This is a genomic window from Desulfoglaeba alkanexedens ALDC, from assembly GCF_005377625.1.
GTDB lineage: Bacteria > Desulfobacterota > Syntrophobacteria > Syntrophobacterales > DSM-9756 > Desulfoglaeba > Desulfoglaeba alkanexedens.
The window spans coordinates 2,565,077-2,588,776 of sequence record NZ_CP040098.1 but is presented as its reverse complement, the minus strand read 5'-3'; the positions used below and the strand labels follow the sequence as shown (position 1 = coordinate 2,588,776).

At 57.7% G+C, this 23,700-nt stretch carries 18 protein-coding genes and 1 pseudogene; 4 read left to right on the top strand and 15 right to left on the bottom strand.

All coding sequences use genetic code 11. From position 1 onward, the window contains the following. Positions 1-96: 96 nt before the first annotated feature. The 7 genes and pseudogenes from FDQ92_RS15755 to FDQ92_RS11650 form a co-directional block, all read right to left on the bottom strand. Positions 97-885, bottom strand: a pseudogene (locus tag FDQ92_RS15755) (ABC transporter ATP-binding protein). A gap of 155 nt (positions 886-1,040) precedes the next feature. Next, entirely contained in the window at positions 1,041-1,337 is a 297-nt protein-coding gene (locus FDQ92_RS11675) for an ABC transporter permease (RefSeq protein ID WP_246041698.1), read from the bottom strand. A 320-nt stretch (positions 1,338-1,657) separates the two neighbouring features. Further along, positions 1,658-2,896: an IS256 family transposase gene (locus tag FDQ92_RS11670; protein WP_137425054.1), complete on the bottom strand. Its 1,239-nt coding sequence runs from the start codon at positions 2,894-2,896 to the stop codon at positions 1,658-1,660. 608 nt (positions 2,897-3,504) lie between these two features. Beyond that, positions 3,505-7,329, bottom strand: coding sequence for an anti-phage defense-associated sirtuin Dsr1 (dsr1, locus tag FDQ92_RS11665; RefSeq protein WP_137425053.1), 3,825 nt, complete (start codon positions 7,327-7,329; stop codon positions 3,505-3,507). A 269-nt stretch (positions 7,330-7,598) separates the two neighbouring features. Then, positions 7,599-8,309 (bottom strand): hypothetical protein, encoded by a 711-nt coding sequence (locus FDQ92_RS11660; protein WP_137425052.1) that lies wholly within the window; start codon positions 8,307-8,309, stop codon positions 7,599-7,601. Between the two features lie 88 nt (positions 8,310-8,397). Continuing rightward, on the bottom strand, positions 8,398-8,610 hold the full coding sequence (locus FDQ92_RS16295) for a type II toxin-antitoxin system HicB family antitoxin (protein WP_137425818.1): 213 nt from the start codon (positions 8,608-8,610) through the stop codon (positions 8,398-8,400). A gap of 2 nt (positions 8,611-8,612) precedes the next feature. Next, a complete protein-coding gene (locus FDQ92_RS11650) occupies positions 8,613-8,867 on the bottom strand; it encodes a type II toxin-antitoxin system HicA family toxin (RefSeq protein WP_137425051.1) in 255 nt (84 codons plus the stop codon). 1,226 nt (positions 8,868-10,093) lie between these two features. On the opposite strand from FDQ92_RS11650, the gene istA reads away from it, so the two are divergent. The 4 genes from istA to FDQ92_RS15285 all read left to right on the top strand — a co-directional run bounded on the left by istA (position 10,094) and on the right by FDQ92_RS15285 (position 13,682). After that, positions 10,094-11,281 (top strand): IS21 family transposase, encoded by a 1,188-nt coding sequence (gene istA / locus FDQ92_RS11645; protein WP_137423332.1) that lies wholly within the window; start codon positions 10,094-10,096, stop codon positions 11,279-11,281. Then, complete coding sequence (gene istB, locus FDQ92_RS11640; RefSeq protein WP_137425050.1) at positions 11,272-12,057, top strand: IS21-like element helper ATPase IstB; 786 nt, start codon at positions 11,272-11,274, stop codon at positions 12,055-12,057. The genes istA and istB overlap by 10 nt, the downstream gene beginning before the upstream one ends. A 511-nt stretch (positions 12,058-12,568) precedes the next feature. Beyond that, positions 12,569-13,363, top strand: a complete 795-nt coding sequence (locus FDQ92_RS11635; protein WP_137425049.1) for an ATP-binding protein — start codon at positions 12,569-12,571, stop codon at positions 13,361-13,363. Between the two features lie 118 nt (positions 13,364-13,481). Next, positions 13,482-13,682, top strand: coding sequence for a CooT family nickel-binding protein (locus FDQ92_RS15285; RefSeq protein ID WP_170180325.1), 201 nt, complete (start codon positions 13,482-13,484; stop codon positions 13,680-13,682). 293 nt (positions 13,683-13,975) lie between these two features. Here the strand turns inward: FDQ92_RS15285 and FDQ92_RS11625 are convergent, their stop codons facing one another. The 8 genes from FDQ92_RS11625 to FDQ92_RS11590 all read right to left on the bottom strand — a co-directional run bounded on the left by FDQ92_RS11625 (position 13,976) and on the right by FDQ92_RS11590 (position 23,360). Then, positions 13,976-15,199: a glycosyltransferase gene (locus tag FDQ92_RS11625; RefSeq protein ID WP_211341261.1), complete on the bottom strand. Its 1,224-nt coding sequence runs from the start codon at positions 15,197-15,199 to the stop codon at positions 13,976-13,978. Further along, positions 15,192-16,412, bottom strand: coding sequence for a glycosyltransferase (locus FDQ92_RS11620; RefSeq protein WP_137425047.1), 1,221 nt, complete (start codon positions 16,410-16,412; stop codon positions 15,192-15,194). Before FDQ92_RS11620 ends, FDQ92_RS11625 begins: the two co-directional genes overlap by 8 nt. Positions 16,413-16,532: 120 nt before the next feature. Then, the gene (gene spt / locus FDQ92_RS11615; protein ID WP_211341259.1) at positions 16,533-17,744 is read right to left on the bottom strand and encodes a serine palmitoyltransferase; all 1,212 of its coding nucleotides are present in this window, start codon (positions 17,742-17,744) and stop codon (positions 16,533-16,535) included. Between the two features lie 3 nt (positions 17,745-17,747). Next, the gene (locus FDQ92_RS11610; RefSeq protein ID WP_211341258.1) at positions 17,748-17,999 is read right to left on the bottom strand and encodes an acyl carrier protein; all 252 of its coding nucleotides are present in this window, start codon (positions 17,997-17,999) and stop codon (positions 17,748-17,750) included. A 492-nt stretch (positions 18,000-18,491) separates the two neighbouring features. After that, positions 18,492-19,460, bottom strand: a complete 969-nt coding sequence (locus tag FDQ92_RS11605; RefSeq protein ID WP_137425045.1) for an NAD-dependent epimerase/dehydratase family protein — start codon at positions 19,458-19,460, stop codon at positions 18,492-18,494. A 4-nt stretch (positions 19,461-19,464) separates the two neighbouring features. Beyond that, positions 19,465-21,216, bottom strand: coding sequence for a fatty acyl-AMP ligase (locus FDQ92_RS11600; RefSeq protein ID WP_211341257.1), 1,752 nt, complete (start codon positions 21,214-21,216; stop codon positions 19,465-19,467). Between the two features lie 295 nt (positions 21,217-21,511). Next, positions 21,512-22,342: a nucleotidyltransferase family protein gene (locus FDQ92_RS11595; RefSeq protein WP_211341256.1), complete on the bottom strand. Its 831-nt coding sequence runs from the start codon at positions 22,340-22,342 to the stop codon at positions 21,512-21,514. Positions 22,343-22,502: 160 nt separating this feature from the next. Further along, entirely contained in the window at positions 22,503-23,360 is an 858-nt protein-coding gene (locus tag FDQ92_RS11590) for a hypothetical protein (protein WP_211341255.1), read from the bottom strand. Between the last annotated feature and the right edge of the window lie 340 nt (positions 23,361-23,700).

The following is a 23,700-nucleotide window of genomic DNA, read 5'->3' as shown; positions in this document are numbered from 1 at the left end:
TCAACTATAATAATAAGGACATTGTGGTTTACGTTGGCGGAACAAATGCCCAGTCCTCCGGCTCAAGGATCCAGGCAATTTTCCAGACAGATGGAATTACAATGCGCTGTGGAGCCCCATCAGGAAGTGGATCCGGTGCCTGAGCCGGGCAAGTTCGTCTTTCGTGACGTCTCGCGGGTGGGGATGGGATAGGTGCAAGTCCTCCAGAATCCGGCTCGGCCGTTCACTCAGGACGATGACATGATCCCCGAGCTGGAGGGCCTCGTCGATATCGTGGGTGATGAAGAGGATCGTTGTGGGGAACATGGCGTGGACGTTCAGGATTTCTTCCCGCATCTGCATGCGGGTGTCGAAGTCCAGTGCACCGAAGGGTTCGTCGAGGAAGAGGATTTCGGGGTTTGCGATGAGGGCCCGGGCGATCTCCACGCGTCTTCGCATCCCTCCCGAGAGTTCGTAGGGTTAGTGGTTTTCAAAACCGGCGAGCCCTACCAGATCCAGGTACTCCAGGACCCGCGCTTGCCGTTCCCGTTTATCCGGATAACGGCGTGCGCCCATGGCCACGTTTTCCCGGGCCCTCATCCAGGGAAAGAGCCCGTCTTCCTGAGAGACAAAGATATGGCCTCTCTGCGGGCCGCTGACGACCTTTCCGTCCACCAGGATTTGGCGAGCCGAGGGGGTGGCAAACCCTGCGATCATGCGAAGGAGCGTGGATTTTCCGCACCCGGACGGCCCAAGGAAACAGACAAGGGCCCGGGAGGCCACGGTAAAGCTGACACCTTCGATGACAGTACATGTCTCGCCGAATCTGCATGCACGTGGGTCGAACCTCTTTCTTCTCCGCCCCCGGTAGACCTTGGAGACGTGGTCGACAATGATCTCGGTCACCGTTCCCTTCGGGGCCACCGGGCCTCCGGAAGGCGTCCGAGGAGGGAGATGAGGATGTCGAGGAGGAGGCCGATACCTCCGATCACGAGCATGCCCCCGATTACGAGATCCATTCTGAGGGAGTTTCGGGCGTCGAGGAGGAGATAGCCAAGTCCCTAGCGCACGCCAATCATCTCCGCCGCGAGGATCACGAGCCAGGCAGTGGCGAGCGTGATCCTGAGACCCACCACAATCTCCGGGAAGGCGCCCGGAAGGATCACCGTCCGGGCCAGCTCCCAGCCCGTGATCCCGTAGTATTGTGCCACCATCCTGTAGTCGGGCCGAATGCGGTGGATGCCGCTCGTGGTGAAGACCGTGAGGGGGAGAACGACCGACAGATATATGAGAAAGACCGCTGAGCGGTCCCCGATGCCGAACCAGAGCAGGGCCAGGGGTATCCACCTTGTTCCCAAGCTCCAGCTTGGGAACACAAGCGTGCAGAAGCTCGAGCTTCGCTTCCCATGAGGCCGCGACCCATGCGGACCCGCTACAAAATCCATAACAAAGGACACGAATACCCTTACTTCGTCACATCTACTATTGTGGCGTGCATCCCGGTGTTCACCCACCGAAGACCATGCAATCGTTCAAATCCTTTATATGGAGGCGAAGCCGGAACTTCCCCGGCAGCCCGTTCCGAAGCCTGAGCTTGGGAACGAGGGGAAGATTAACGAAGGTCAAAAAAATCCCCCTCTCCCCCCTCCGGTAGTGTCAACGATTTTGTGTAAATTCATTACCCCTCCAACTGCTTCCAAAAGGGCAGATTTTTAGCGACTTTTCCGAGAGGATTGGACCTCCAGTGGAGCTCCATCTTCAATGCAATGAATGCAAGGAGGGTGTAACAGGACTGCTCACCTGCCACGATCTCCATCGGCCTGGTCCTTCTGCGAAACTCCTTGTTGAGCCTTTCGATGATGTTGGTGGTTCGAAGAGAGATCCATTCTTCTTCAGGGAAGTGGAAGAAGGTAAGGCACGCATCCAGGCTCTTCTCCAGACATTTCACCGCGGATGGGACATGCTTTTCCCATCTTTCCTTGAATTCCTTGAAGAACTCCCGGGCCTTGTCCGGACAGGAGGCATAGAAGATGGACCTCATCCCGTCTGCCACCTCTTGTTTGAACTTCTGAGGAACCTTGGCCAGAACGTTTCGGGCAACATGAACCTGGCAGCGTTGGATCTTCGCTTTGGGAAACTCTTCCTTGAAGACGGCCTCCAGCCCGGGCAGCCCATCCATCACCCCCAAAGTGATCCTGGAAGCATCAAGGCCTCTTCTTTTAAGATCTTTGAAGAACTCTCTCCATGTGGGGGCCGATTCCTTGTCTCCCGCCTGCAACCCAAGCACAAACCGGCACCCCTGCTCGGTCACTCCAATGACAACAAGCACCGGGACCTTCTCTATGGAATCTCCCATCCTCATAGCGAAGTTGACCCCGTCGACGAACAGATACTTTACCGGTTCTTGCGACAGGTCCCTGTTTCTCCACTTCTCCACGGCTTCTTTAAGCTCACCGTTTGCCTGGCTGATCTCGGTGTGGGAGATCTTTCTTCCGACGAGCCGCTCGGTCATCATGGCCAGAGTCCGCGTGCTCACCCCACCCAGAAACATCAGACACAGATCGTGGGCTATCTCGCTCTCATACTGCTTCGAACGGGGAAGAACCTGCGTGTGGTACTCACCGTTTCTATCCCGAGGGACCTTGGTCGAAACCTCCCCTATCTCCTTGAGAGTAAATCTTCTTACGTAGGAGCCGTTTCGGTAATTGGCGGCTCCCGGCTCCGCCTCACCTGGATCTTTCCTCTCGTAGGGCTCTCTTCCGAGGAAATGGGTGAGCTCGGCATTCATCATCTCAGAAAGATACCGTCCAACTATTTCCTTTACATCCAGCCGAACCATCTGGAATATCTGCTCCGGGTTTTGCTGAATCTCTTTGAAAATGCTTACTACCTCGGGTACACTGATCTCGATTCTCATTGGGCGCTTTTCCTTTCTTTGAGGTTGTTTTTGGCAAAACCCTCTCTTAACGGAAAAGTGCCCTTTTTTCTACTGCTTAGAATTTACACAAAAAATCTTACACCACCGCCCAAGCTATCAGATATTTCCGCAGGTTTTCCCCAGAAATAAGCAGTGAGGAAAGACGCGACTTTGTACATTGCGTCCCGCTTCTCTCGTCGCTGGAACTCTTCATAGCCTTTCTTCAATTCGGCAGGTGATGGGATCTTCATCGGATCACTCAAGACCAATGTCTGCTAGAGACGCGCAGCCCAATCGCGGTCCTGACCGGCGGCGTGCGCCGATCAAACATACATAGTCTGGTTGATCGGTGTGCGGTGTCCGGTCAAGTACCTTGTTCTGGCGCAAGGCGCCAGCGCAAGGTACTTGACGAAGTCAGCACCGCGATTCTCGGCGGCTCAGCCGCCGAGAACATATGCTTCAGCGGCTGCCGGCTTCCGACCGTCCGCTGAAAGCAATTGTTGAACGGGCTCGTCCAACCACAGAATAAGATCGTGGATCGCTTCGCTCTCACGATCTATCCTTATTCGTTAGACCCCAGTTATTGTGTGAACCGATTCCCCTTATTTTCACATGCCAAGCCTCCGGAAGTATTCACTTAATCGCTGGTATCTGGCATCTTGCGCAAGCTGTGGCGCGACCTGCGCGATTTCGTCCAGACATTGCCCGAACTCTTGAGGGGCCCACTGTTGGTTGGCAATGACGGCGTCCAGCAGCTGCAGAGCCTCCGCCGGGTATTGTCTGCACAGACCGGATTCGTGCAGCAGATGGACAACATAGTATGGATGTTCTATCGGTTGCAACCAGTCCTGCACCGCTGCCAAGGCCGCAGGGAATTCGCCTCGGGCGGCAATGATCAGTCGGGTCAAGGATTCGGCGATTCGCGGAGTGGCTAGGTCGCGTGACTTGGGCCAGACCTGTTGCCAGAACGGCTGGACACGATTCTTCCAATAGTCCTCGCGCTGATCGGCGGCGCCTTCAAGTGCCTGCGATAGCGCTTGTGCACATTCCTCCAGCCCTTCTTGAGGTAGCGCGCCAATCGCGGATCGAAAGTCATCCACGGTGTATCCATCGGTCGGACCCAATGCTGTGTACGTCAGGAAGGCCGCGAACTGTTGTCGGTGTCCGCCCAAGTCGGTGTAGTGATTTGCGCTCTCCAGCAACTGAGGTTTAAGGACCTTAAGCAAAGGCTGGTACAGGCGGGGTGACCACAGGAAACCTTCCCACACGGCTTTTGCTTCAACCGGATTGCTCCAGCTAAACAGCGGCAAGAGGTGTTGCTCGGCCCAAGCGCGATCAACGCGGAAGATCGCGATCAAATGCGCACCCAGCAGTACCCGGCCGTGGCGGAACCGATCCACTTGTACATCGCAGATTTCCGTGAAGAAGGGCTTGATGTCGGTTGGAAGCTGATCGTTGTCGTTCGGATTGCGTTTGAACCAAAGGTTGATCAACGCCTGCGTGACATGCCCGACCGGATGATTGATTGCTTCTGTAACGGGTTGGTCAAGCGGCTCTTCATTGCGCTTTATGCCAGTGCCTGCTTCCAGTGGTAGCTCCAGAACTCGGCGGCACAGGTTCAGCAGAATGTCCTCGTGGCGGTTGATTGCCTTGGATGCGGCCTCGATCCACCACGTCACACTGTGGAGGATCTCCTGGATGACGATGTCGGGCATAGTCCGAACCAGCGGCGCGGCATAGCGCCACGACCGTAGTACCATGCCTTCTTCGGCCCAGACCTGCATTGCTTCACGCCATCGTCCGACCGGCCATACGTCATTACGTGCCAGCTCGCATAGCGCGTACAGGCTGTGAAAGAAGCGGGTGCGGCAGACATCGCACCACGTGTCCTCGTAGAATGGTCGCCGTTCGGGTTTCGACTTTGTAAGCCATTGAACGAGTTCACGCCGCTTTCGAGGTGCAATGTCGACATCACGCCTTTCTTCATAATCCGGATCGCCGGTGCCACTCATCCAGTGGGAAAACTCGTCGCGCTCATTGGCCGCCAACTGCCATTCCGGGTGGGCATTGGATAATTCCGCCAAGCGCGCCGCAGCGGGTACCCCCAGCGCGAGGCCCGAGGCATTCAATTTGGCCAAATGCACCCAGACGGAGTGGGCGACCAACTCTTGCCACCGTTCTGGTTCCAGATCATCCCTGTACATCTCGCGCGGCGGGCCTCTCAGTATGGCCGCTTCCAAACGTTCCTGAGCGGCTCCAGCCAATAGGTGCCCCTGCAGGACGAACAGCCTGAACACCTCCCGCCTCGTATCGATTGACCACAGCCACCACGCGCTATCGGCCAGCAGCCAATCCACCCACTGCTCGGGCGGGATGCAGTCATCCTCACTGGCAGCGAATAAGGCGAGTCGTTTGAAGGTGGGATACGGCAACTCGAACCAGTCCTGCGCTATTCGCGTCGCGCGTGCACTGCTGTTGGCGCGAAGCGCCAGCCACGCATCGCGCAGCAACTCGATCAGGCTCACCCAGTCGCGGAAACCCCGGTTCTGCCAGTGCGGCGTAATGGACGGCAGATCCCAATGCGATCGGTCGCTGCGGTCATCGGCCTCGCCCAGCTCGCGCAACAAGTCCAGTGCATCGCGCAGCAGTTGCTGAAAATCCTCCAGCAGTTGCGGTAAGGCGGTTGTCCAGTGCTCGCCGGCAAGGTCACGCAGGGCCGAATGCACATGATCGGCGGCCAGCACCAACTCCCAGTCGACCAGTTGCCGCAAGCGCGTGGGTGCGTCCGCACTTTCTTCTTCATCGCCCCAGCGAAACGGCTTCTTCAAGGCCACTTGGGGGGCGAGCAGTTCGCGCAATTCCAGGCGCAGCGTGGTGGTAAGCCCATCCCGCTTCAGCCGATTTTTCCAGCGATAGAGATCGAGGTCGTGCCATGATGATTTCACTCGGCAGCTGAGCAGCAGGCGCCACAACTTGCGCATCAAGGAGCCAGGGATGGCCTTCGGCGCCTGCGAGCGGATTTCATACAGTTCGGCGGCCTTGCCGTCACGCTCCAGCGATTCCAGACGATCCAGCTCCCGCTCAATCAGCGAAGTCCATTGATCGTGCATCCGGCCGCCACGTTGTGCAATCCAGAGGATCAACCTAGGGTCATCCAGATGGCGCGTAAGCCAGCGGGCAAGATGAAACATCACGTAGTCCCACTGGCTACCGGCGACACCACCGCAGACCAGCAACATCTGCGGCGCATGGTCATAGGGCGCAGGCCGACGAATCAGGCTGAAGCGCAGTTTGGCGTCTGTCTCGTCACGCGGTGGCACATCGAAGCGGGGCAGATCGCTGTGACAAAAGCGCTCGTCCGAGAAGGCATCCAGCAACCAGTCCAGCGATGGGACAGGGTTGAAGTCGGCAAAGCGCTTGGCCGGCAGCCCTGATTTGTCCGACAAGGCCCACAACATCCGGCCGACGAAATCGTCCTGCTGTGTGCTCGCCGAAGGTCGTGCCAGGGCGTGGCTGACAACGATGCGCTCCTTGCCCAGTACGCCGTCACGGTAGGTGTCCGCCCAGGCGTGCAGAGTTCGATGCAGCGCCGAATGGTCATGGCTACCGGTGGGCACATGGTAAAGGATGGGTCTGACGCCCTTGGCTTCCCACTCGATGGCCTTGCCATGCTCCTGCCCTGGCTCGCAGTCGGCCGGCGCCCAGGCCTGAGGCGTGACTACGCCCAGCATCCGGTCGGCGGCCAGAGCATCCATCATGTAGCGCAGCACCGGGTCGTTGATGCTGTAGCCCACGAAGCAGACCACGTAGTTGCGGAACAACTCGCTTACGAAACGAGCAGCCCAGCGTTCGGTCAGATAGGCCAGGCCGAAATCGCCACTGGTGACCACCAGGCGGTTCAGGGCCGTGTCGTCCGCTTTCTCGGGCAGCAGGCCGTGCAGGTAGACCAGCCCATTCCAGCGGCTGTTCTTAGGGATAGGCAACATCGGTGCTGCATAAGCCTCGAACGCTTGGCCTGTGCGTTTGGCCGCGGTGTGAAAAACGCGGTCGAAGTTGGTGGTGACCAGCCGCAACGCGCCCTCGCGGCTGCGCGCCAACCGCAACAGTGACGCGTGCGTATCCGTGGCACCTTTGCGGCGCAGATTTGGCTTCAAAACTTCGGCCAACTTGCGACGGACGGCAAGGCGCTGCCCCGGCAGGCGCCGCTCCAGCAGGTCGAGCGTGGCGTCGAACTGGCCACGGTCGAAGGCCTCGCGCTCGATGTCTGAGAGCGCCGTGCCGTTCAGCCGGTAGATCTGCTCCACCAGCCCTTTGAAGCCTGGCAGGCCGGCGGGGTATGAAATACCTGCGCCGCAGAAGAACACCACTCGGCCCTCTTCGTGCGCATGCAAGAGCGCATCTGGAATATCGGGGCCGTCGGTGATGAATTGCATTCCTTCTGTTTCCTATCCAATACGCGCGTGCATTCGAGCAGCTGAGATCTCAGTGGGTCTAATCGCGGTGCTGACCGGCGCCCTGCGCCAATGAAACAGACATAGTCTGGTTGATCGGTGTGAGGTGTCCGGTCAAGTACCTTGTGCTGGCGCAGGGTGCCAGGGCAAAGGTACTTGACGAAGTCAGCACCGCGATCCTCGGCGGCGCAGCCGCCGAGAACGACGCCAATCAGCCGCGCAGCTTTTTGGCGTCGGCTGAATTGGCAATGTTATATTTGGTTGTTATCTTTGAAATGTTCAATTAAACCCTCCTCGAAAAAAATCAAAGCATCCTTTATAGACAGCTTGCATACAATAGTTTTCTTGCCTTTGAAACTGACGGAGGTTCCATCAACCATGTGGTGGACAAGTTCTGCCTCGTGAACAAACTTCGACCGTAGCTCGTACAAACATTTTGCCAGGCTTTCGATAGAAGATTCTGTTCCCCGAACCTCTAATTGCGAAATCAGCGCATTTTGACGTTCAGGGTTGAGTGCCTTGAAAAAAGCAATGCATTTTTTTATCGAACCGTAATCCGCCTTATACCTCTCATAAATTGGATCGAGCTCATTTTTGTCATTTATCGGATATGAAATCGCAGATTTACGTCTGACAAGAAATTGATAAAAATCCATAAATTTCTCATTCGAGAGGGATTCAATTAACGAAAATATTCCTACATATTTATAGGTGTTTGTAAGATAATCCAGAATTTTATCCGACCCTGGAATGTCGACCACCCAATCCCCGCGCTTTATAAGAAACAAATAGAACGATGCCGTTCTCAGGAATAAACTTTTTCGGTTATCATCGGCTATTGAATCGAAATAGTTGTTAAAACCTTCGCGAGAATCAAAATGGTGTCCAACTGCGAGAAACGCATATTCGAGGAATGTATCTTTAGCTTCGAGATAACGTAAATCCTTTGTCGTACTTTGCATTGCTTTGCCTTTTAACAATATAACGGTACCCCTAAGCCGCGCGAGGAACAAGGGTCAGCTTGAGGGGCTGGTTGTGCGAAATATGCCTTTAGGCATACGCAAGACGGCCTTTCGGCTGAGGAATAGGCCGGCCGAGCCTTGTGGCGGTTTCGATCCACTCATCGATAATTTGTCCCACATTGCTTAGGGCCTCTTGGTAAGTCTTCCCGTCCGCCATGCATCCGGGGAGTTCCGGCACCTCGGCCACAAATGAATCGTCCTCAGAACTCCAAAAAATGATAATTTCGTATTTTTTTTCCATCATCATTCTCCAATTCGAATTTGGTACTTCAGAATGACATCTCTGACTTGTTTGACTTGATATGGTTTGCCTTTACCTTCTTTGGGTTGTAAATTGAGAATCTCATCAACACCATCCTTGGTGAAAATATGGTGATCCCCTCTGATATGCTCATCAAACCCAAGCCGCTTGAGCAGGGAGCATAAAGTCTCGAACGGGACATTCGCATCTGATCTTCGCATCAAAATATGCTCGTACAGCTTTTCCAGTTTGTTCATAACCGTATTCTATCATTTCCATTGGGTGCAGATCTTTTAGAACGACATCCAGGGTGACCCTCCCCCTGTGTCAGGGTAGTTGTCGCATGACCTAAATCCATCAACTGGAGAATGTACACCTCTGCGCTACGGCGATGCTCTCTTCTTGTTCAGTCTCGGGCAGCAACGCGAGATTCCAACACATCTGCGCTATCGAGAGTGCATTCTGCATCTGCTCGGGTGATCCATCTGTTGCGTCGAGCAACGGTTGCGCGTATGCTATCATCGATTATGCCATTCTTCCTATAATACACCTTTCTTCTTATCAGGCCGATCAACTAAGCGGTGCGGCGCAAACGCTTACGGATTCATGCATTATACAAGGTGGAGGGTGGAAAAGGGAGTGAAAAGAGACCCAAAGGGGAGGTCAAACCGAGGTCGAAGCCTGCGCGGGCACTCAGCGAGCAGGAAAGGCAAATGGTACTCGATGAGCTTCACAGCGAACGGTTTGTGGCTACGTCCCCTGGGGAGGGATAGGCGACTATGCTGGATGAGGAAAGGTATATTTGCTCTGAGCGGACCATGTACCAAGGAGGCCATGGTCCGCGCCATCTTCAAGTCCTGGTTTCCACCTTGTTCCCAAGCTCCAGCTTGGGAACACAACTGTGCAGAAGCTCCAGCTTCGCTTCCCATGAGGCCGCGACCCATGCGGACCCGCTACAAAATCCATAACAAAGGACCCGAATACCTTTACTTCGTCACATCTACTATTTTAGCGTGGATCCCGGTGTTCACCCACCGAAGACCACTTCGAGATCTTGGCAAGCTCCCTAGAAAAACAGCGCGTTTCAGCTGTAGCAGGAGGGAAGCTGGAGCTTCCCGGGCAGGGCGTTCCCAAGCTGGAGCTTGGGAACGAGGGGAATCAAAAAAATCCCCCTCTCCCCCCTCCTCTTAATCCCCTCCCACGAGGGGAGGGGAAATAGAATTCCCCTTGTTCCCAAGCTGGAGCTTGGGAACAAGGGGAAGCATGAGCTGCCGGCGGAAGATCCGAATCAGGTGTGGTCATGGGATATCACCAAGCTGCGGAGGCTGTCTTCGCGGCCGGCAGGGCTCAAGCGTTACAACAAACCCTTTCGATGAGTGTCACCATCGGAATTAAATGTCAGGTAAACGCCGGAATAAAATGTCCTCCCAGATGAGCGAAGGGTTATTCCTCCAGCAAGACCCAAGAGAGCCGGAGGTGACCCATGCTCAAAAAGGAGGACTGGATGGAGATCAGAGCACAAGTTGAAAAGGGCGTCTACAAGAAGGACATCGCAGAAAGCCTGGGAGTGCATCCAAAAACCATAAGCCGTGCTCTTAGTCGAGGAGGAGTACCCTCGGGGAAAAGACCCGGTGCAAGGGTGAGCAAACTTGATCCCTTCAAACCCTTGATCGACCAGCTCCTGAGAGATGGAGTCTGGAATGCTATGGTGATCTTGCGTGAGATCGAACAGCGAGGCTACACGGGCGGGACCACCATCCTTCGGGAGTACATCAGCCCCAGAAGGCCCATGAGGCAAAGCCGGGCAACGGTACGGTTTGAAACAGATCCTGGAGTTCAGATGCAAAATGATTGGGGAGAGCTCACAACCGAAGTGGCTGAAATCCCACAGAAGGTCTACTTCAGTGTGAATACCCTCGGATTTTCCCGGCGTCTCTTCTTCTGGTGTGCCCCCAGGAATGATGCCGAGCACACCTACGAAGGGATCATCAGAGCCTTCGAGTACTTTGGAGGAGTAGTAATAGAGGTGCTCGTGGATAACCAGAAAGCAACGGTTATTGTCCACAGGATCGGGGAGAGTGTTCGCTTTAACGAACGATTTATAGATCTTGCCGGCCACTATGGCTTCACCCCCAGAGCCTGTCGCCCGAGAAGAGCAAGGACCAAGGGAAAAGATGAGCGGATGGTGGGCTATATCAAGCACAACTTCTTTGTGCGTTACCGCAAGTTCGAGAGCTTCGCCCAGATGAACGCTCTCGCTGAGAAGTGGCTCACAGAGGAAACCGATCAGAGGCTGCACGGAACAGTCAAGGAAATCGTAGCCGAACGATTCTCCCGTGAGGCTCCTCATCTTCGTCCCCTTCCTGCCCTGCGGTATGACACCTCTTATCTCGAGCACCGGTGTGTCCACTGGGATGGCTTCATCGATGTTTTGGGCAATAGATACAGTGTGCCCTCTCAGCTGTGTGGACAAACGGTCCGAGTGAGGATCGGGTTGGATGGAACCTTGAGAGTCTACGCCGAAGAGACCCTGGTGGCCGAACACACCCTTCGCAGTGCAGCCGAGGGATGGGGAAGCGTTGCAGCCCATCATGCCCAATTGTGGCAGGAGGCATTGCAGGTTGAGCGAAGGGATCTGTCGATCTACGAGGAGGCGAGCCGATGGAGCTAGCAGGCCTCCTTGAGAAGATGAAGATGGAGCACCTTCTCTCGCAGATCGATTCAGTCTGTGAGCAGGCATCAAAGAGGGATCTCTCCTATAAAGACTTCCTTGCGGAAGCCCTTCAGGCCGAATGGCGGGGCAGACACGGAAAGGCCGTTGAGGCCAGACTCAAGATGGCCCGATTCCCCTGGGTGAAAACTCTTGAGCAATTTGACTTCTCGTTTCAGCCAAGCATCGATCGCAAGGTGATCCGTGAACTCTCGGGACTCTCCTTCGTCGATAGGGCAGAGAATGTGATCCTCCTTGGCCCTCCGGGGGTGGGAAAGACACATCTTTCCATTTCGCTGGGAGTAAAAGCCGTAGAGGCCGGATACCGAGTCCTCTTCCTTACTCTCGAGTCGATGCTTACTCGGCTCACTCGAGCCAGGATGGAGAACCGGGTGGAGAGGCAACTCCAACAGTTTGTCTACCCAAGAGTGCTCATCATCGATGAGATGGGATACCTCCCGATGAGCCGAGATGAAGCTGGGCTTTTCTTCAGGCTTCTTACCAGAAGATACGAGAAGGCCTCTTTGATCATCACCTCCAACAAGAGCTTTGTTGACTGGGGGGAGATCTTCAATGATCAGGTGCTGGCCACAGCCATACTCGATAGGCTCCTTCACCACTGCACCACCCTCAACATCAAAGGGGATAGTTTCAGGCTCAAAGAAAAGAGAAAGGCAGGGCTTGTCGGAGCCGGTCCAAGAACCGCTTTTCCGACTGAACAAAAAGGATCCGAGTGAACCGATGAGGGAGTTGAGCGGTTCGGAGTGGATACCGACTTGAGGGAGCCGGAGACGCGGCAACGACCCGCGATCGGCACAAGCGGCACCTTCCATCTGTGCCGCGCCGATCGCGGCTGTCGTTGCCAGCGGAAACGGCGAGTGAGTCGGAGGCTCCGCTCCGAATCGTTCAACTCCCGGATGACACCAAAAGCGTTGTTTTGGGGACATTTTATTCCGATGATTTGCGGACATTCTCGACCGGTGTTGACAATGAGTTCCAGATAGTGCCGGGTTGCCCGTTCTACGGAAAAGAGGGGACTTTGTTGACTACTTGAACTTAGTGCGGAATCAGTTATCATTTGTTTTGATCCGGCAAAGAAGGCGTCCAATGCTCAGAGGCGCGCGGCTGGATGCCCACCTCACAGCGGCGAAGACGGCCTGTCGGTGTTCATGCGTCGCTTTCTGAGCGGCTATCCTGTGCCGTTCAATTGGTAACCTAATTTTGCACCGCTTTAGTGGAACAGTAAAAATGGCGGACCCAATCGATTGCCGAAAGGAATTTCAGAACATGAAAATTTCTGTTTGCGGAAAAGGCGGAAGCGGCAAAAGTACCGTGGTGACGTTCCTGGCCAAGCAGGCCCTGCGGAAGAACCTTGACGTCCTGGTCGTCGACGCGGACGATTCCAATGCCGGCCTGGCGAGAATGCTCGGATTCGACAGCCACCCACTGCCTCTGATGGATCTGGTCGGTGGCAAGGCCATGATCAAGAAGAAGATGGGCAGCCAGTCCTTGCTGAGTCAGGCACAGATTCGCATCGGGGACTTTGGGCCGGATTTCATCCGCCGCAACAACGGCTTGGCGCTCGTAGGCATTGGCAAGATTCTCCAGACGATGGAAGGGTGCGCCTGTCCCATGGGCGTGCTGAATCGGGAATTTCTCAAAAAGCTCACCCTGGAGCCCAACCAGATCGCTCTGGTGGACATGGAGGCGGGGGTGGAGCATTTCGGCCGCGGCATCGACGAGGCCATCGACAAGGTGGTGGTGGTGGTCGAGCCTTCGTTCGATTCCCTTCAGATCGCCGCCAAGATCAGGAACATGGCTTTTTCCATGGACAAAAAAGTGGTGGCCATCGTCAACAAGTCACCTTCCGAAGCCATTTCGCAAAAAATCGAACAGCAGCTCGCCCGGGACGGCCTCACGGCCATCGGAGTGCTGCCCCATGACCCGTCGGTATTCGAGGCCTGTCTCACCGGCCATGTCCCGGACCAGGGGGAAGCCTTCGAGGCGGTCAACGGTGTGCTGGATCGTCTGCTGGCCGCATAGCCGCCCGGATATGCCCCAAAAGCGCGACCGCCGGCGTCATGTCCCGGTTGCTCTGCCTGACCGGGACGTCGTTTGCCCACGCCTGATAACGCCCCCCGAAATGCAAAAGGAGTACACCATGTGCCTGAGCACTGTTTTCATGCACGTCGATAACACGGACCGGGAGATCATGCGGGACGTCGCCCGCGTCGAGGCGGAAGGCGGCGGGGTCTGGCTCACCAACCTGTTCGGGGAAAAACGTTTCGTGGAAGGCACCGTTCGCACCATCGACTTGATCGACGAACACCTCGTGGTGCTGGAGCCTTCCCGGGCGGGGTGAATTGACGGCAACCTCTGTGACTTCGTGCGACATCTGCCTTGACACACACTGTCGCGACCGGCAGGGCTCAAGCGTTCCCCTTGTTCCCAAGTCAGTTACATTCCCCTCCCCTTAATCCCCTCCCACAAGGGGAGGGGAAATAGAATTCCCCTTGTTCCCAAGCCAGAGCTTGGGAACAAGGGGGTTGCAACATCCTCAATACAGCAAGCCTGAGCTGCCGGCGGAAGGTCGGAGTCAGGTGTGGTCATGGGGAATCACCAAGCTGCGTGGGCTGTCTTCGCCACCGGCAGAGCTCAAGCGTTACGACAAACCCTTTCGATGACGTCCAGATAGTGCCGGGTTGCCCGTTCTACGGAAAAGTCCTGCGCCCTTTTCATGAGCAAGTCCTTGTCCCAAGCAACTTCCAGGTTTCGTAGCATGGCGACGGCCAGACTGTCTTCGTCTTTAACCGGCACCAGGGTGCCGTAGCGGCCGTTATCCAGGATCTCGGCCGGTCCGCTGGGGCAGTCGGTGCTCACCACCGGACAGCCGCAGGCCAGAGCCTGCACCACCACATTGGGCAAACCTTCATAAATGGAAGACAATACCAGCAGTGCCGATCGGGCCATGTACGGATAAGGATTGTCCACAAATCCGGGCATTTGGAGATCGCCGGCAATTCCCAGTTGGGAGGCGAGAGCGGTAAGGTCCTGGCGCAGCTTACCTTCTCCCAGCACCAGAAGCCTCAGGGGCCGCTCCCGGCGGGCGATGGCAAAGGCCTTGAAGAGTGTGGCGAAATCCTTTTGCGGTTTGAATCCTCCTACTGCGAGAATCACCGGAGGCCCGTCACCGGAAAACCAGGGGTGGTTCAGCGGTTGCGCGGCTTTTGTGGCGAGATCGGGTGAAACGATCGGATTGTAGATGGTCTCGATTTTATCCGGCCTCCCCAGAACCTGCGCGAGGTCGTCTGCAACCCCGCGGGAAACCGCCACAAGGGCATCGGCGCGGGGGTAAAAGTAGCGAGCGACCTCCACTTGCGCCTTGATGCGTCGCCGTTTGGTGTTGGCAACTTCAGCGGAAAGCGTGTTGCGCACCGTGGCAATGACCGGAACTCCGTCTCCTGCCAGAGACTTGGCCGCGATGGCCACGGCATTGGGGTAATCCATTGCCGAGATCAGTACATCCGGTTTTTCCCTCCGCAGATAGCGGGCCAGTTTCGGCAGGGCGCCGAGGACGAAGTGGGGCTTTGAGGCCAGCGCCATCCGTGCCCAGAACCAGGCATCCCGACCAAGGAATGGCAAGGAAATCAAGCATTCCCTTGCCGAGCGGACCTTCAGGTCCACCACCCGGATGGCGGAATGGATTTCATCCAGAAAATGACCGGTTCTGCGCGCCATGACCATGTCAACCCGGTGACCTTGATTGGACAGGCCATGGGCCAGATTGAGCATGGCGCGTTCCGCTCCCCCACTTCCCTGCATGGAACGCATGAAAATGGCTATTTTTCTGGGGCGAGGGGTGAGGAGTGATCTACTCATGGGTTGAGGTTCCTCGCCCCGGCAGCAGCAGGTCGAGATAACGCCGGGCGCCGTCTTCCAGAGTGAAGTCATCGCCACGGCGGCGCAAGAGCTCCCTTGGCGGCGGGGCGTCCAGCGCCCGTGCCATCGCCGCGCTCAGCGCCGCGGCGTCGCCCACCGGCACCAGTTCGCCGTAGCGGCCGTTATCCAGGATCTCCGCCGGGCCGCTGGGGCAGTCGGTGCTCACCACCGGACAGCCGCAGGCCAGGGCCTCGATCACGACGTTGCCCAACCCTTCGTAGTCCGACGACAGCACGAACAGCGCCGCCCGGGCGAAGGCGGCGTAGGGATTGGCCACAAACCCCGGGAGCGCCACATCGGCCGCGATGCTCAGCTGCGACGCCAGCGCCTCCAGCTCGCCCCGCTGCTCGCCCTCGCCCAGTATCAGCAGCCGAGCCAGCCGCCTACGGCGCAGCCGGGCGAACGCCTCGATGAGCAGTGGGAAGTTCTTCTGCGGTACCAGCCGGCCGGCGGCGACGATGACCGGAGGCCCGCCGTCTTCCAGCCAGGGATGCGGTGCCGGTGCCGCGGGAAGGGCGGCCAACTCGGGCGTCACCACCGGATTGTAGATGGTGGTGATACGCTCGCGCGGTAACCCTGCAGTGCTGCTCAAGTCATCCGCGACACCCTGCGAAACGGCAACGATGGCGTCGGCCTGCCGGTAGATGCACCCGATCAGGAACGGCAGCTCGCGCCACTTCGCGCCCTTGCGCCCCTTGTCCGCGATCATGCGCGACAGCGTGTTGTGCGCGGTCAGCATCACGCGGGTGCAGACCTGCACCAGCCGCCTGGCCCAGACGGCGTTCAGGTTGCAATAGGGGCCGGCGGCGATCAAACCTGCTGGGTGATATGTACGCAAATAGCGGACCAACGAACCCAGATACCGTAATTCCCCACTCGGCTTACGCGAAAACAACACCGGCCTTGCTAAGGCACGCCACCCCTTAGGCGAGGTCGCGCGCAAGGCGAGAAGCCGGCCCAGGATTACGTTGTGGCGTTTGAGTTCCACCACATCGGCGCGCTGCGGCACCCGGCCCAGATAGGCGCCCTCGGCCCGGTTGACCACCAGGTCGACCGAGTATCCCCCGGCCAGAAACCCTTCCGCCAAGTGCAGCATGACCCGCTCCCTGCCTCCTCCGGCGAAATTGGGCAGGTACAGGGCTATCCGCGGCATGGTATCCCCCCGTAGCGGCCTGCGACCGCCGCTTGTGCCTTGATGCGGCACCGCTTGGCGTCGGCGATTATGGAGCGCATGAAAATGCCTATTTTTCTTGGGTGGGGCGTGAGGAGTGATCTACTCATGAGTATCAGGGGATGGCGGTGCGGCGCTACGGTGGGCAAGTTCTGCGAATGCGGTCAACAGCCGCTCGATCTGTTCCTCCGTATGGGCCGCGCTGACGCTGCAGCGCAGCAGGCTTTCCCCCTTGGGAGCTGCCGGCGGCCATACCAGGTTGACATAGATGCCGCTCTCGAGGAGTTCTTTCCAGCAAGCGAGGGTTTCTTCCTTCGATCCCATGTGCACGGCAACCACCGGTGTCGGTTCGGGGCCGAGGCGGTATCCCAGTTCCGAAAGCCCTTCATAGAGCCTGTGGGCGTTTGCCCAGAGACGTTCGCGCAGATCCGTTCCGGCGGCAAGAATCTGAAGCGCTCGGCGCACCGAGGCGATGGTGGCCGGGGACGGAGACGCGGTAAAGAGGTAGGAGCGGCTCGCATAGCGTACCAGGTCCAGCTCCGGATGGTTGCTCACGCAGAATCCGCCGATGGCCCCGAGGCTTTTGCTGAAGGTGCCGATGATGAAATCGACGTCATCCATACAGCCGCACTCTTCCGCAAGCCCCCTGCCATTTTGGCCGAGAACCCCCAGCGAATGGGCCTCGTCGACCATGAGCCAGAAGCCGTATTGTTTCTTCAGTGAGACGATTTCGGCCAGAGGCGCCCGGTCGCCGAGCATGCTGTAGATCCCCTCGACGATGACCAGGGTATTCTTTGTGCGGTCACCCAGGCGGCGCAGTCGCTTTTCGAGGTCGGCGGTGTCGTTGTGCCGGAACCGGAGGATGTCGGCTCCCCCCATCCGGCAGCCGTCGTAGATGCTGGCATGGGAGTCGCCGTCTATAATCAAGGTGTCCCCAGGGCCGGTGAGGGTGGAGATGACGCCCAGGTTGGCCACAAAACCCGTGGAAAAGACGATGGCTTTGGCGCAGCCGAAGAACTCGGCCAGTTCCCTTTCCAGGGCGCGATGCCCGGCGAATGTGCCATTGGCCGTTCGCGAGCCGGTGGTGCCGGTCCCTTCCGAGCGGGTAGCCTGACAGGCCGCCTCGATGCACCGGGGATCGAAGGTCAGCCCGAGGTAGTTGTTGGTACCCGCTAGAAGCACCTTGCGGCCGGCTATACGGGCTTCGGTTGGGGAGAGGATCTTCTGAATCTCCACGTTGAATGGATCGATCCCCATCTCCTCCAGCGCCTGGCGCGCTTGGGAAATGAATGCGAGTTTATCGAAGAGTCCCATGTCTCAGGCCTCGATCTCTTTTTGAATCCGCAAAACGAAATCCCTGACCGTCCGGATTTCGGCGAGCTCGTTCAAGGTGAAGGAAATATCGTACACATCCTCTACTTCCTGAACAAGTTCCATCACCCGAAGGGAGTCCAGACCAAGATCGTTGACAATTTCCATTTCCTCTCGGATGCATTCCGGAACCTTGTCAAAGCGCCTGAGGATCGCCTTGACCTCTTCAAATATTTCCGCATAGTCTTTTTGGGACACAGCTTCGTTCCTCTGCATTAAGAGCTTGGTAGCGTAGAAAATAATAGACCTAATATTTGATGCCAAATTCTAACGTTTCCCCTCGTTCCCAAGCTCCAGCTTGGGAACGCCCTGCCCGGGAAGCTCCAGCTTCCCTCCTGATACAGCTGAAACGCGCTGTCTTTCTAGGGATCTCGCCACGATCTCGAAGTGGTCTTACCCCTCGTTCCCCGGCTCTGGCTTGGGAACGGGCTCACCGAAGCTGGAGCTTCTGCACAGTTGTGTTCCCAAGCTGGAGCTTGGGAACAAGAAGCAATTTTCCCACCCTCACCCCAACCCTCTCCCATCAAGGGAGAGGGGGCTTTTTTTGACTTTCGTTAACCTTCTTGCTTAAGGTCTCCACTTTAGAACGCTACCAAGAGCTTGTCCGAAAACAAGCTCATAAAAGTCGGGCCTGCGGTTTCTTGTTCCTGTAGGAGCGGCGCCCTCGCCGCAATGAGCTTGATGAACTCGTCACCCGAGCGTACGAAGCAACCCTTCGCGCAGGCCGACTTCCGGAGCCCAGCGGGTGACGCGGCTGAAATCCGAATGATCGCAGACCCAGTCTTCATGGCACAGTTCTCTGACCTTGCCCGGCGTCAGCATCGGCAGGTATCCGGCGAGACGGGAAAGGGCCAGGTTGACATGGGCCACGGCATCCAGGGCGATCCGCGGAACATCGACACGTCTCACGGGACGCCGGTAGAGCTCAGAGGCTATTTCACAGACCTCTTCCCAGCAGTACCCTCCCGCCTTGCCGTCGTGCAGCTCAAAGCAGCCGCCACTGCCGGCGCCGCCCACCAGCCAGCTCAGGACCGCCTCCGCAAGGTCGTCGATGAAAATCAGCGAAAAGCGCCCTCGCCCACCTGCCGGGACAATGGCGATTCCCCGCCGGAGCCATTGCAACAAGGAAAGCATTTCGCGATCTCCAGGGCCATACACCGCCGGCGGCCGGATGATCGTCCAGTCGAGCCCGTCCGCCGCGCTGCGCAGGACCTCTTCCCCTTGCCGCTTGCTTGCGGCATAGTGCGAAAGTTCCGGCGATCTTGCAGCCAGAGAGGAGATCAGAAGAAAGCGCGGAGAATCCACCGAATTCCGCATCATGTGTACGATCTTTGCCACTCCGGAAACGTTGGCCGGCACAAAGTCGGACATCGATGCGCCGCGAACGGATCCGGCACAATAAATAACGGCCGAGGCCCCGTCGAGAAGTTGCCTGAGGCTCTCCTCATGGTTCAACTCGCCATGAATCCATGACAACCCCGGCGCGTTGAAGCACGACGATATGGAGGCCGGGCGTACCAGCGCCCTGACACGAATATTTTCCCGCAGGAAGCGATGAATGAGGGATTTGCCGATGAAGCCGGTCCCACCGGTCATGGCGACGGTTGTGACGTGAGCGGGCGCGGCATCAGTGCGCGACTCCCGTACGGGTTCAACCATGCCCCTAGCTCCCGGTTCGGCCGACACACTGCAGGGGGGCTGAGAACAGATGCTGGTTCCGCCGGAGGAAATCGGCCCGCGCCACGGTTCTTGATATCTTGCCGGATGACGTTTGCGGCAGGGTGTGCGGGGGGACGAGCTCGACCATGCAATCGATGCCGAATTCTTCCCTGACGCGACCGCGCAGGGCCTGCACAAGGCGGTCGCGTTCCGTCCCGTCGAACTGACGGCACTGAACGACCAGAACTACGGTCTCGTCTTCTCCTACCTCGCCGATGGAAAATGCGACAGCGTCCCGCGAGCGGATTCCCGGCATCTGCTCGGCTATGCATTCAATATCCTGCGGCCATATATTCCGGCCGTTGATGATGATCATGTCTTTTTTGCGGCCGGTGATGATCACCTGGCCGCCGGCCAGATAGGCGAGGTCTCCGGTATTGAGCCAACCGTCGGGAGACAGGACTTCCTTTGTGGATTCCCGGTCGCCGAAGTATCCGCTCATGACGCTGGGTCCGCGCACATGCAGCACCCCGCAGCGCCGCTCGGGCAGGACCCTCCCCCACTCGTCGCGGATCTCGATCTCGTGCCCGGGAAGTGGTGCGCCACAGAAGACGAGTTCTCTCGTCTTTCCATTGTTTTTACTATCTTCAACGGGAATGGCTTTTCCGTTTTTCGCAAGAGTCTCGGCACTTATGCGATCGATCACCAGGCCTTCGCCCAGGGGGGCGAAGCTGACGGCAAGGGAACATTCCGCCAGGCCGTACGAGGCGACAAAGGCCCGGGAATGGAAACCGGCCGGTTCCAGCAGCCGGGCGAAATGTTCGAGGATATCCGGACGGATGGGCTCGGCACCGATCCCGGCAATGCGCCAGGAACTCAGATCGTACGATTCGATTTCAGTGGGGCGGATGCGCCGCGCACATAGGGCGTATCCGAAGGTGGGGCTGTAGGAGATTGTGGCGCGGTTCTTGGAAATCAATGCCGGCCAGAGCCGCGGACGCATGGCGAAATCCCGCGTCCTCAGGTAGTCGATGGAAAGCTGCGAAGCCATCGGCGCGAGAAGAAAGCCCACAAGCCCCATATCGTGGTAGAGGGGGAGCCATGAGAGGCACCTGTCTCCGGGGCGGACACCGAGCCCGTTGCGGATGATCCCTTTCAGGTTGGCCATGACCGCTTTCTGCGTGATCACAACCCCGCGCGGGAAACGGGTGCTGCCCGAAGTGTATTGCAGGTAGGCGACTTCATCGGGACGAGCATGTTGCAGCGGCAAATCCGTCTCCGGGAGGGCGTCGAAGCCGGCTGGTTCCCCGACATGGACCAGATTCAGACCGTCAGCGGCATCAGCCAGAAAGGGGTAAAAAGAGCTGGAACTCATTGCGGCCTTGGCTCCGCAGGACACCAGTAGTTTCCGTAAATTGGCGATAACGGCCTGGCGGCCGCCTAGATGTACAGCCGCGGGAAGCGGGACGGGAACCAGTCCGGCATACTGGCAGGCAAAGAAAAAGCGCACAAAATCGGCATCGGTATCGGCGACCAGAGCCATCCGCTCGCCCCGCTCGAGGCCGAGCCCCAGGAGCTTGCGCGCCAGCGACCGGGCACCGTCTCGCAACTGCGCATAGGAGAGAGAGGCTTCAAGCGCCCCTTTCCCGGAATAGAAATTGATCCCCGTCGTGCCTTCGGCTGCATAATCGAGGGCCTCGGCCAGAGTCTGAAAATCGCCTTGACGCAAGGCGATGGAGTTTTCGGTCGGCGTCATTTCAAGTTCCTTCATAGAACCACTCTGCCCGGCCTTTGCCTTGTCTCCGTAGGAGATCCCGGCGACACAGCACATTTTTTGCATCATTGCACAGCTTCAATTTTATGAGGACGCTTTTCTACCACACTTTCTCGGTGCTCTGAAAGGATTTTGTAACATTTCAATCATCAGGGGCAAACCTTCCGGATTCCGGCTCTCGCCGGTATGACGAAACAACCCAACCTACCGTTATTCCGGCGAAACCTGTCCCAGACCCCGATCCGGGAGCCGGAATCCATTACTTTGCTGCAAAAAATCAGTCACTCCGATTGAGAAGACAGAGGATCTTCTCCGTAAGAACCCAGTCCTCGACCTTGTCGACGTCCACCGCCGCTTCCGCCTCGGGCATCCAGACCACGCCGGCGCGGGCATCCATCACGGACGACATGCGGGCCAATCCCTCTTCAAGGGTCAAGCGGCCGAGAAGATAGCGCAGGACAGCCATCAACCCAAGTGATTTTACGATTCTAAGGGGGTGCTTTCGCTGCTTTTCGACCCGCCGCCAGAAGGTTACCGCATTGCCGGCCCGGGGCGTGAGCAACGCAAAGAGGTTGCATCCGCAGTATCCGCCATCGCGAAGGCGCGTTACGGTCCGGCGGCTTTCGGGAAAGGCTGCCGCCACCATCTCGGCGTGAGCGAGCCCGGCAACGACGTCGCATCCCGATTGGGCGGCTCGGGTGCAGAAATGATCGACCATCTGCGGCGTGAGGAGTGCGTGATCCGCCGTGGCCAGCAACACCGGCCGGTCGGGCGGCAGCTCGCCCAGAGCCGCTTGGGCGCTACGGCTGGGCGATGCTTGGTTTTCGACCCAGCGAACCTTTCCGGAAGCGATCCGGGCATCGAGTTCAGAGCATTTGCCCAGGAGGCGGTCCGAGGAGCCGCATACAAGGCATGAATCTATGGCAGCCGCACTTTCGAGGGCATCGAGCACGCGCAGTATCATGGGCCGCCCGGCAACGGGAACCAGCGCTTTGCAACTGACGCCGGCCGCCTTGACGAGGGGGTCTTCGGCGCCGCGGTCGCCGGCGAGAACAACGGCGGCAAACGATGCGGGAACAGGGTTCATGTCAGCGGATCTATCACTCAAGCGAGGTCCTTGCCGTAAATGCGATAGCGTTTGTAGCACTTTCCCCTCGTTCCTAAGCTCTGGCTTGGGAACGGCCTCATGGGAATCGAAGCTGGAGCTTCTGCACCGTTGTGTTCCCAAGCTGGAGCTTGGGAACAAGCTGGAATAGCGGATCTATCACTCAAGCGAGGTCCTTGCGGTAAATGCGATACCGTTTGTAGCACTTCCCGCCGATCGATTCGATGATCGTGCGCATTCCGATGTTGTCCTCAAGTATCCAGGACGTCTCTACTTCTTCCAGGCCGCGGCGGCGCGCCGAATCCTGTAGCGACGTTATCAGCAGCAGAGCCAGGATGGCCCCGAGATAGCTTCCTTGATAACGCCGCCGAACTCCCATCAGCGGAACACGGCCGGTTTTCACGCCGCTCACCTTGAGCCGCCAGAGCAATTTGAGCCAGCCCAGGGGGAACAGCCTGCCGTCCAGATCCCTGATCGCTTCGTTGAGATTGGGGAAAACCACCATCATCGCCGCCGGTTCGCCGTCAACTTCGGCGATACGGACAAAGTCGGTCGGCACGAGGAGCTTGAGGCTTTTTCCCAGATCGTTGAACTCCTCTGCGGTAAATGGCAGGAAGCCCCAGTTATCGGCCCAGGCATCTTCGAAGATGTCCTTGAGGATTGCCAGGTCTTCCATGAATTCCCGGCGACGCATCGTTCGCAGGCGTACCCGTCCGGCAACGCGTGAGCTCAGCGCATCAAGATGACGGGGCGCGGCAAAGTCCGACCCGATGCGATAGGCCAAGAGATCCTGCTCAGCGGTAAACCCCTGTTCTTCGATACGCCGGGAATAATAAGGAAGGGCATGCCCCATCATAATGACAGGGGGAGTGTCGAAGCCTTCGACGAGCAAGCCGCATTCCTGATTGATCGAAAGGTTGAAGGGCCCCCGGATGCGTTTCATGCCCCATTCGCGCAGCCAGGCTTGAGCGGTATCGAAAAGGGCTTGAAAGACCTCCGGATCATCCTGCGCTTCCAGCATTCCGAAAAAACCGGTATGGTCGTCGTATCGCTCCAGATGGAGCCGGTCCACCTGGGCGCTGATGCGTCCGACGGTTTTCTTTCCGCGCCTGGCGATCCACGCCTGAAACGTGGCGTGTCTGAAATAGGGATTGTTCTTTGAAAAATGCCGCCTGCATTCGAGGAGCAGGGGAGGAATCCAGGCCGGGTCATGGGCATACAGCGATCCGGGAAGATGCAAAAATTCACGGCGTGCAGCCCTGTCGCCTACCGGCAGGATTTCCAGCCAGCCAGTTGAAGGAGTGTCCTTTTCGGCCGTTGCCGATTCATGGGGTCGGGTGGTCATGGGTATCCGGGAATAC

Coding starts and splice junctions, on each gene's coding strand:
- FDQ92_RS11670 (WP_137425054.1), bottom strand. CDS start 2,896: ATGAGAATCGAGATCAGTGTACCCGAGGTAGTAAGCATTTTCAAAGAG.
- dsr1 (WP_137425053.1), bottom strand. CDS start 7,329: ATGCAATTCATCACCGACGGCCCCGATATTCCAGATGCGCTCTTGCAT.
- FDQ92_RS11660 (WP_137425052.1), bottom strand. CDS start 8,309: ATGCAAAGTACGACAAAGGATTTACGTTATCTCGAAGCTAAAGATACA.
- FDQ92_RS16295 (WP_137425818.1), bottom strand. CDS start 8,610: ATGGAAAAAAAATACGAAATTATCATTTTTTGGAGTTCTGAGGACGAT.
- FDQ92_RS11650 (WP_137425051.1), bottom strand. CDS start 8,867: ATGAACAAACTGGAAAAGCTGTACGAGCATATTTTGATGCGAAGATCA.
- istA (WP_137423332.1), top strand. CDS start 10,094: ATGCTCAAAAAGGAGGACTGGATGGAGATCAGAGCACAAGTTGAAAAG.
- istB (WP_137425050.1), top strand. CDS start 11,272: ATGGAGCTAGCAGGCCTCCTTGAGAAGATGAAGATGGAGCACCTTCTC.
- FDQ92_RS11635 (WP_137425049.1), top strand. CDS start 12,569: ATGGCGGACCCAATCGATTGCCGAAAGGAATTTCAGAACATGAAAATT.
- FDQ92_RS15285 (WP_170180325.1), top strand. CDS start 13,482: ATGTGCCTGAGCACTGTTTTCATGCACGTCGATAACACGGACCGGGAG.
- FDQ92_RS11625 (WP_211341261.1), bottom strand. CDS start 15,199: ATGAGTAGATCACTCCTCACCCCTCGCCCCAGAAAAATAGCCATTTTC.
- FDQ92_RS11620 (WP_137425047.1), bottom strand. CDS start 16,412: ATGCCGCGGATAGCCCTGTACCTGCCCAATTTCGCCGGAGGAGGCAGG.
- spt (WP_211341259.1), bottom strand. CDS start 17,744: ATGGGACTCTTCGATAAACTCGCATTCATTTCCCAAGCGCGCCAGGCG.
- FDQ92_RS11605 (WP_137425045.1), bottom strand. CDS start 19,460: ATGGTTGAACCCGTACGGGAGTCGCGCACTGATGCCGCGCCCGCTCAC.
- FDQ92_RS11600 (WP_211341257.1), bottom strand. CDS start 21,216: ATGACGCCGACCGAAAACTCCATCGCCTTGCGTCAAGGCGATTTTCAG.
- FDQ92_RS11590 (WP_211341255.1), bottom strand. CDS start 23,360: ATGCTGGAAGCGCAGGATGATCCGGAGGTCTTTCAAGCCCTTTTCGAT.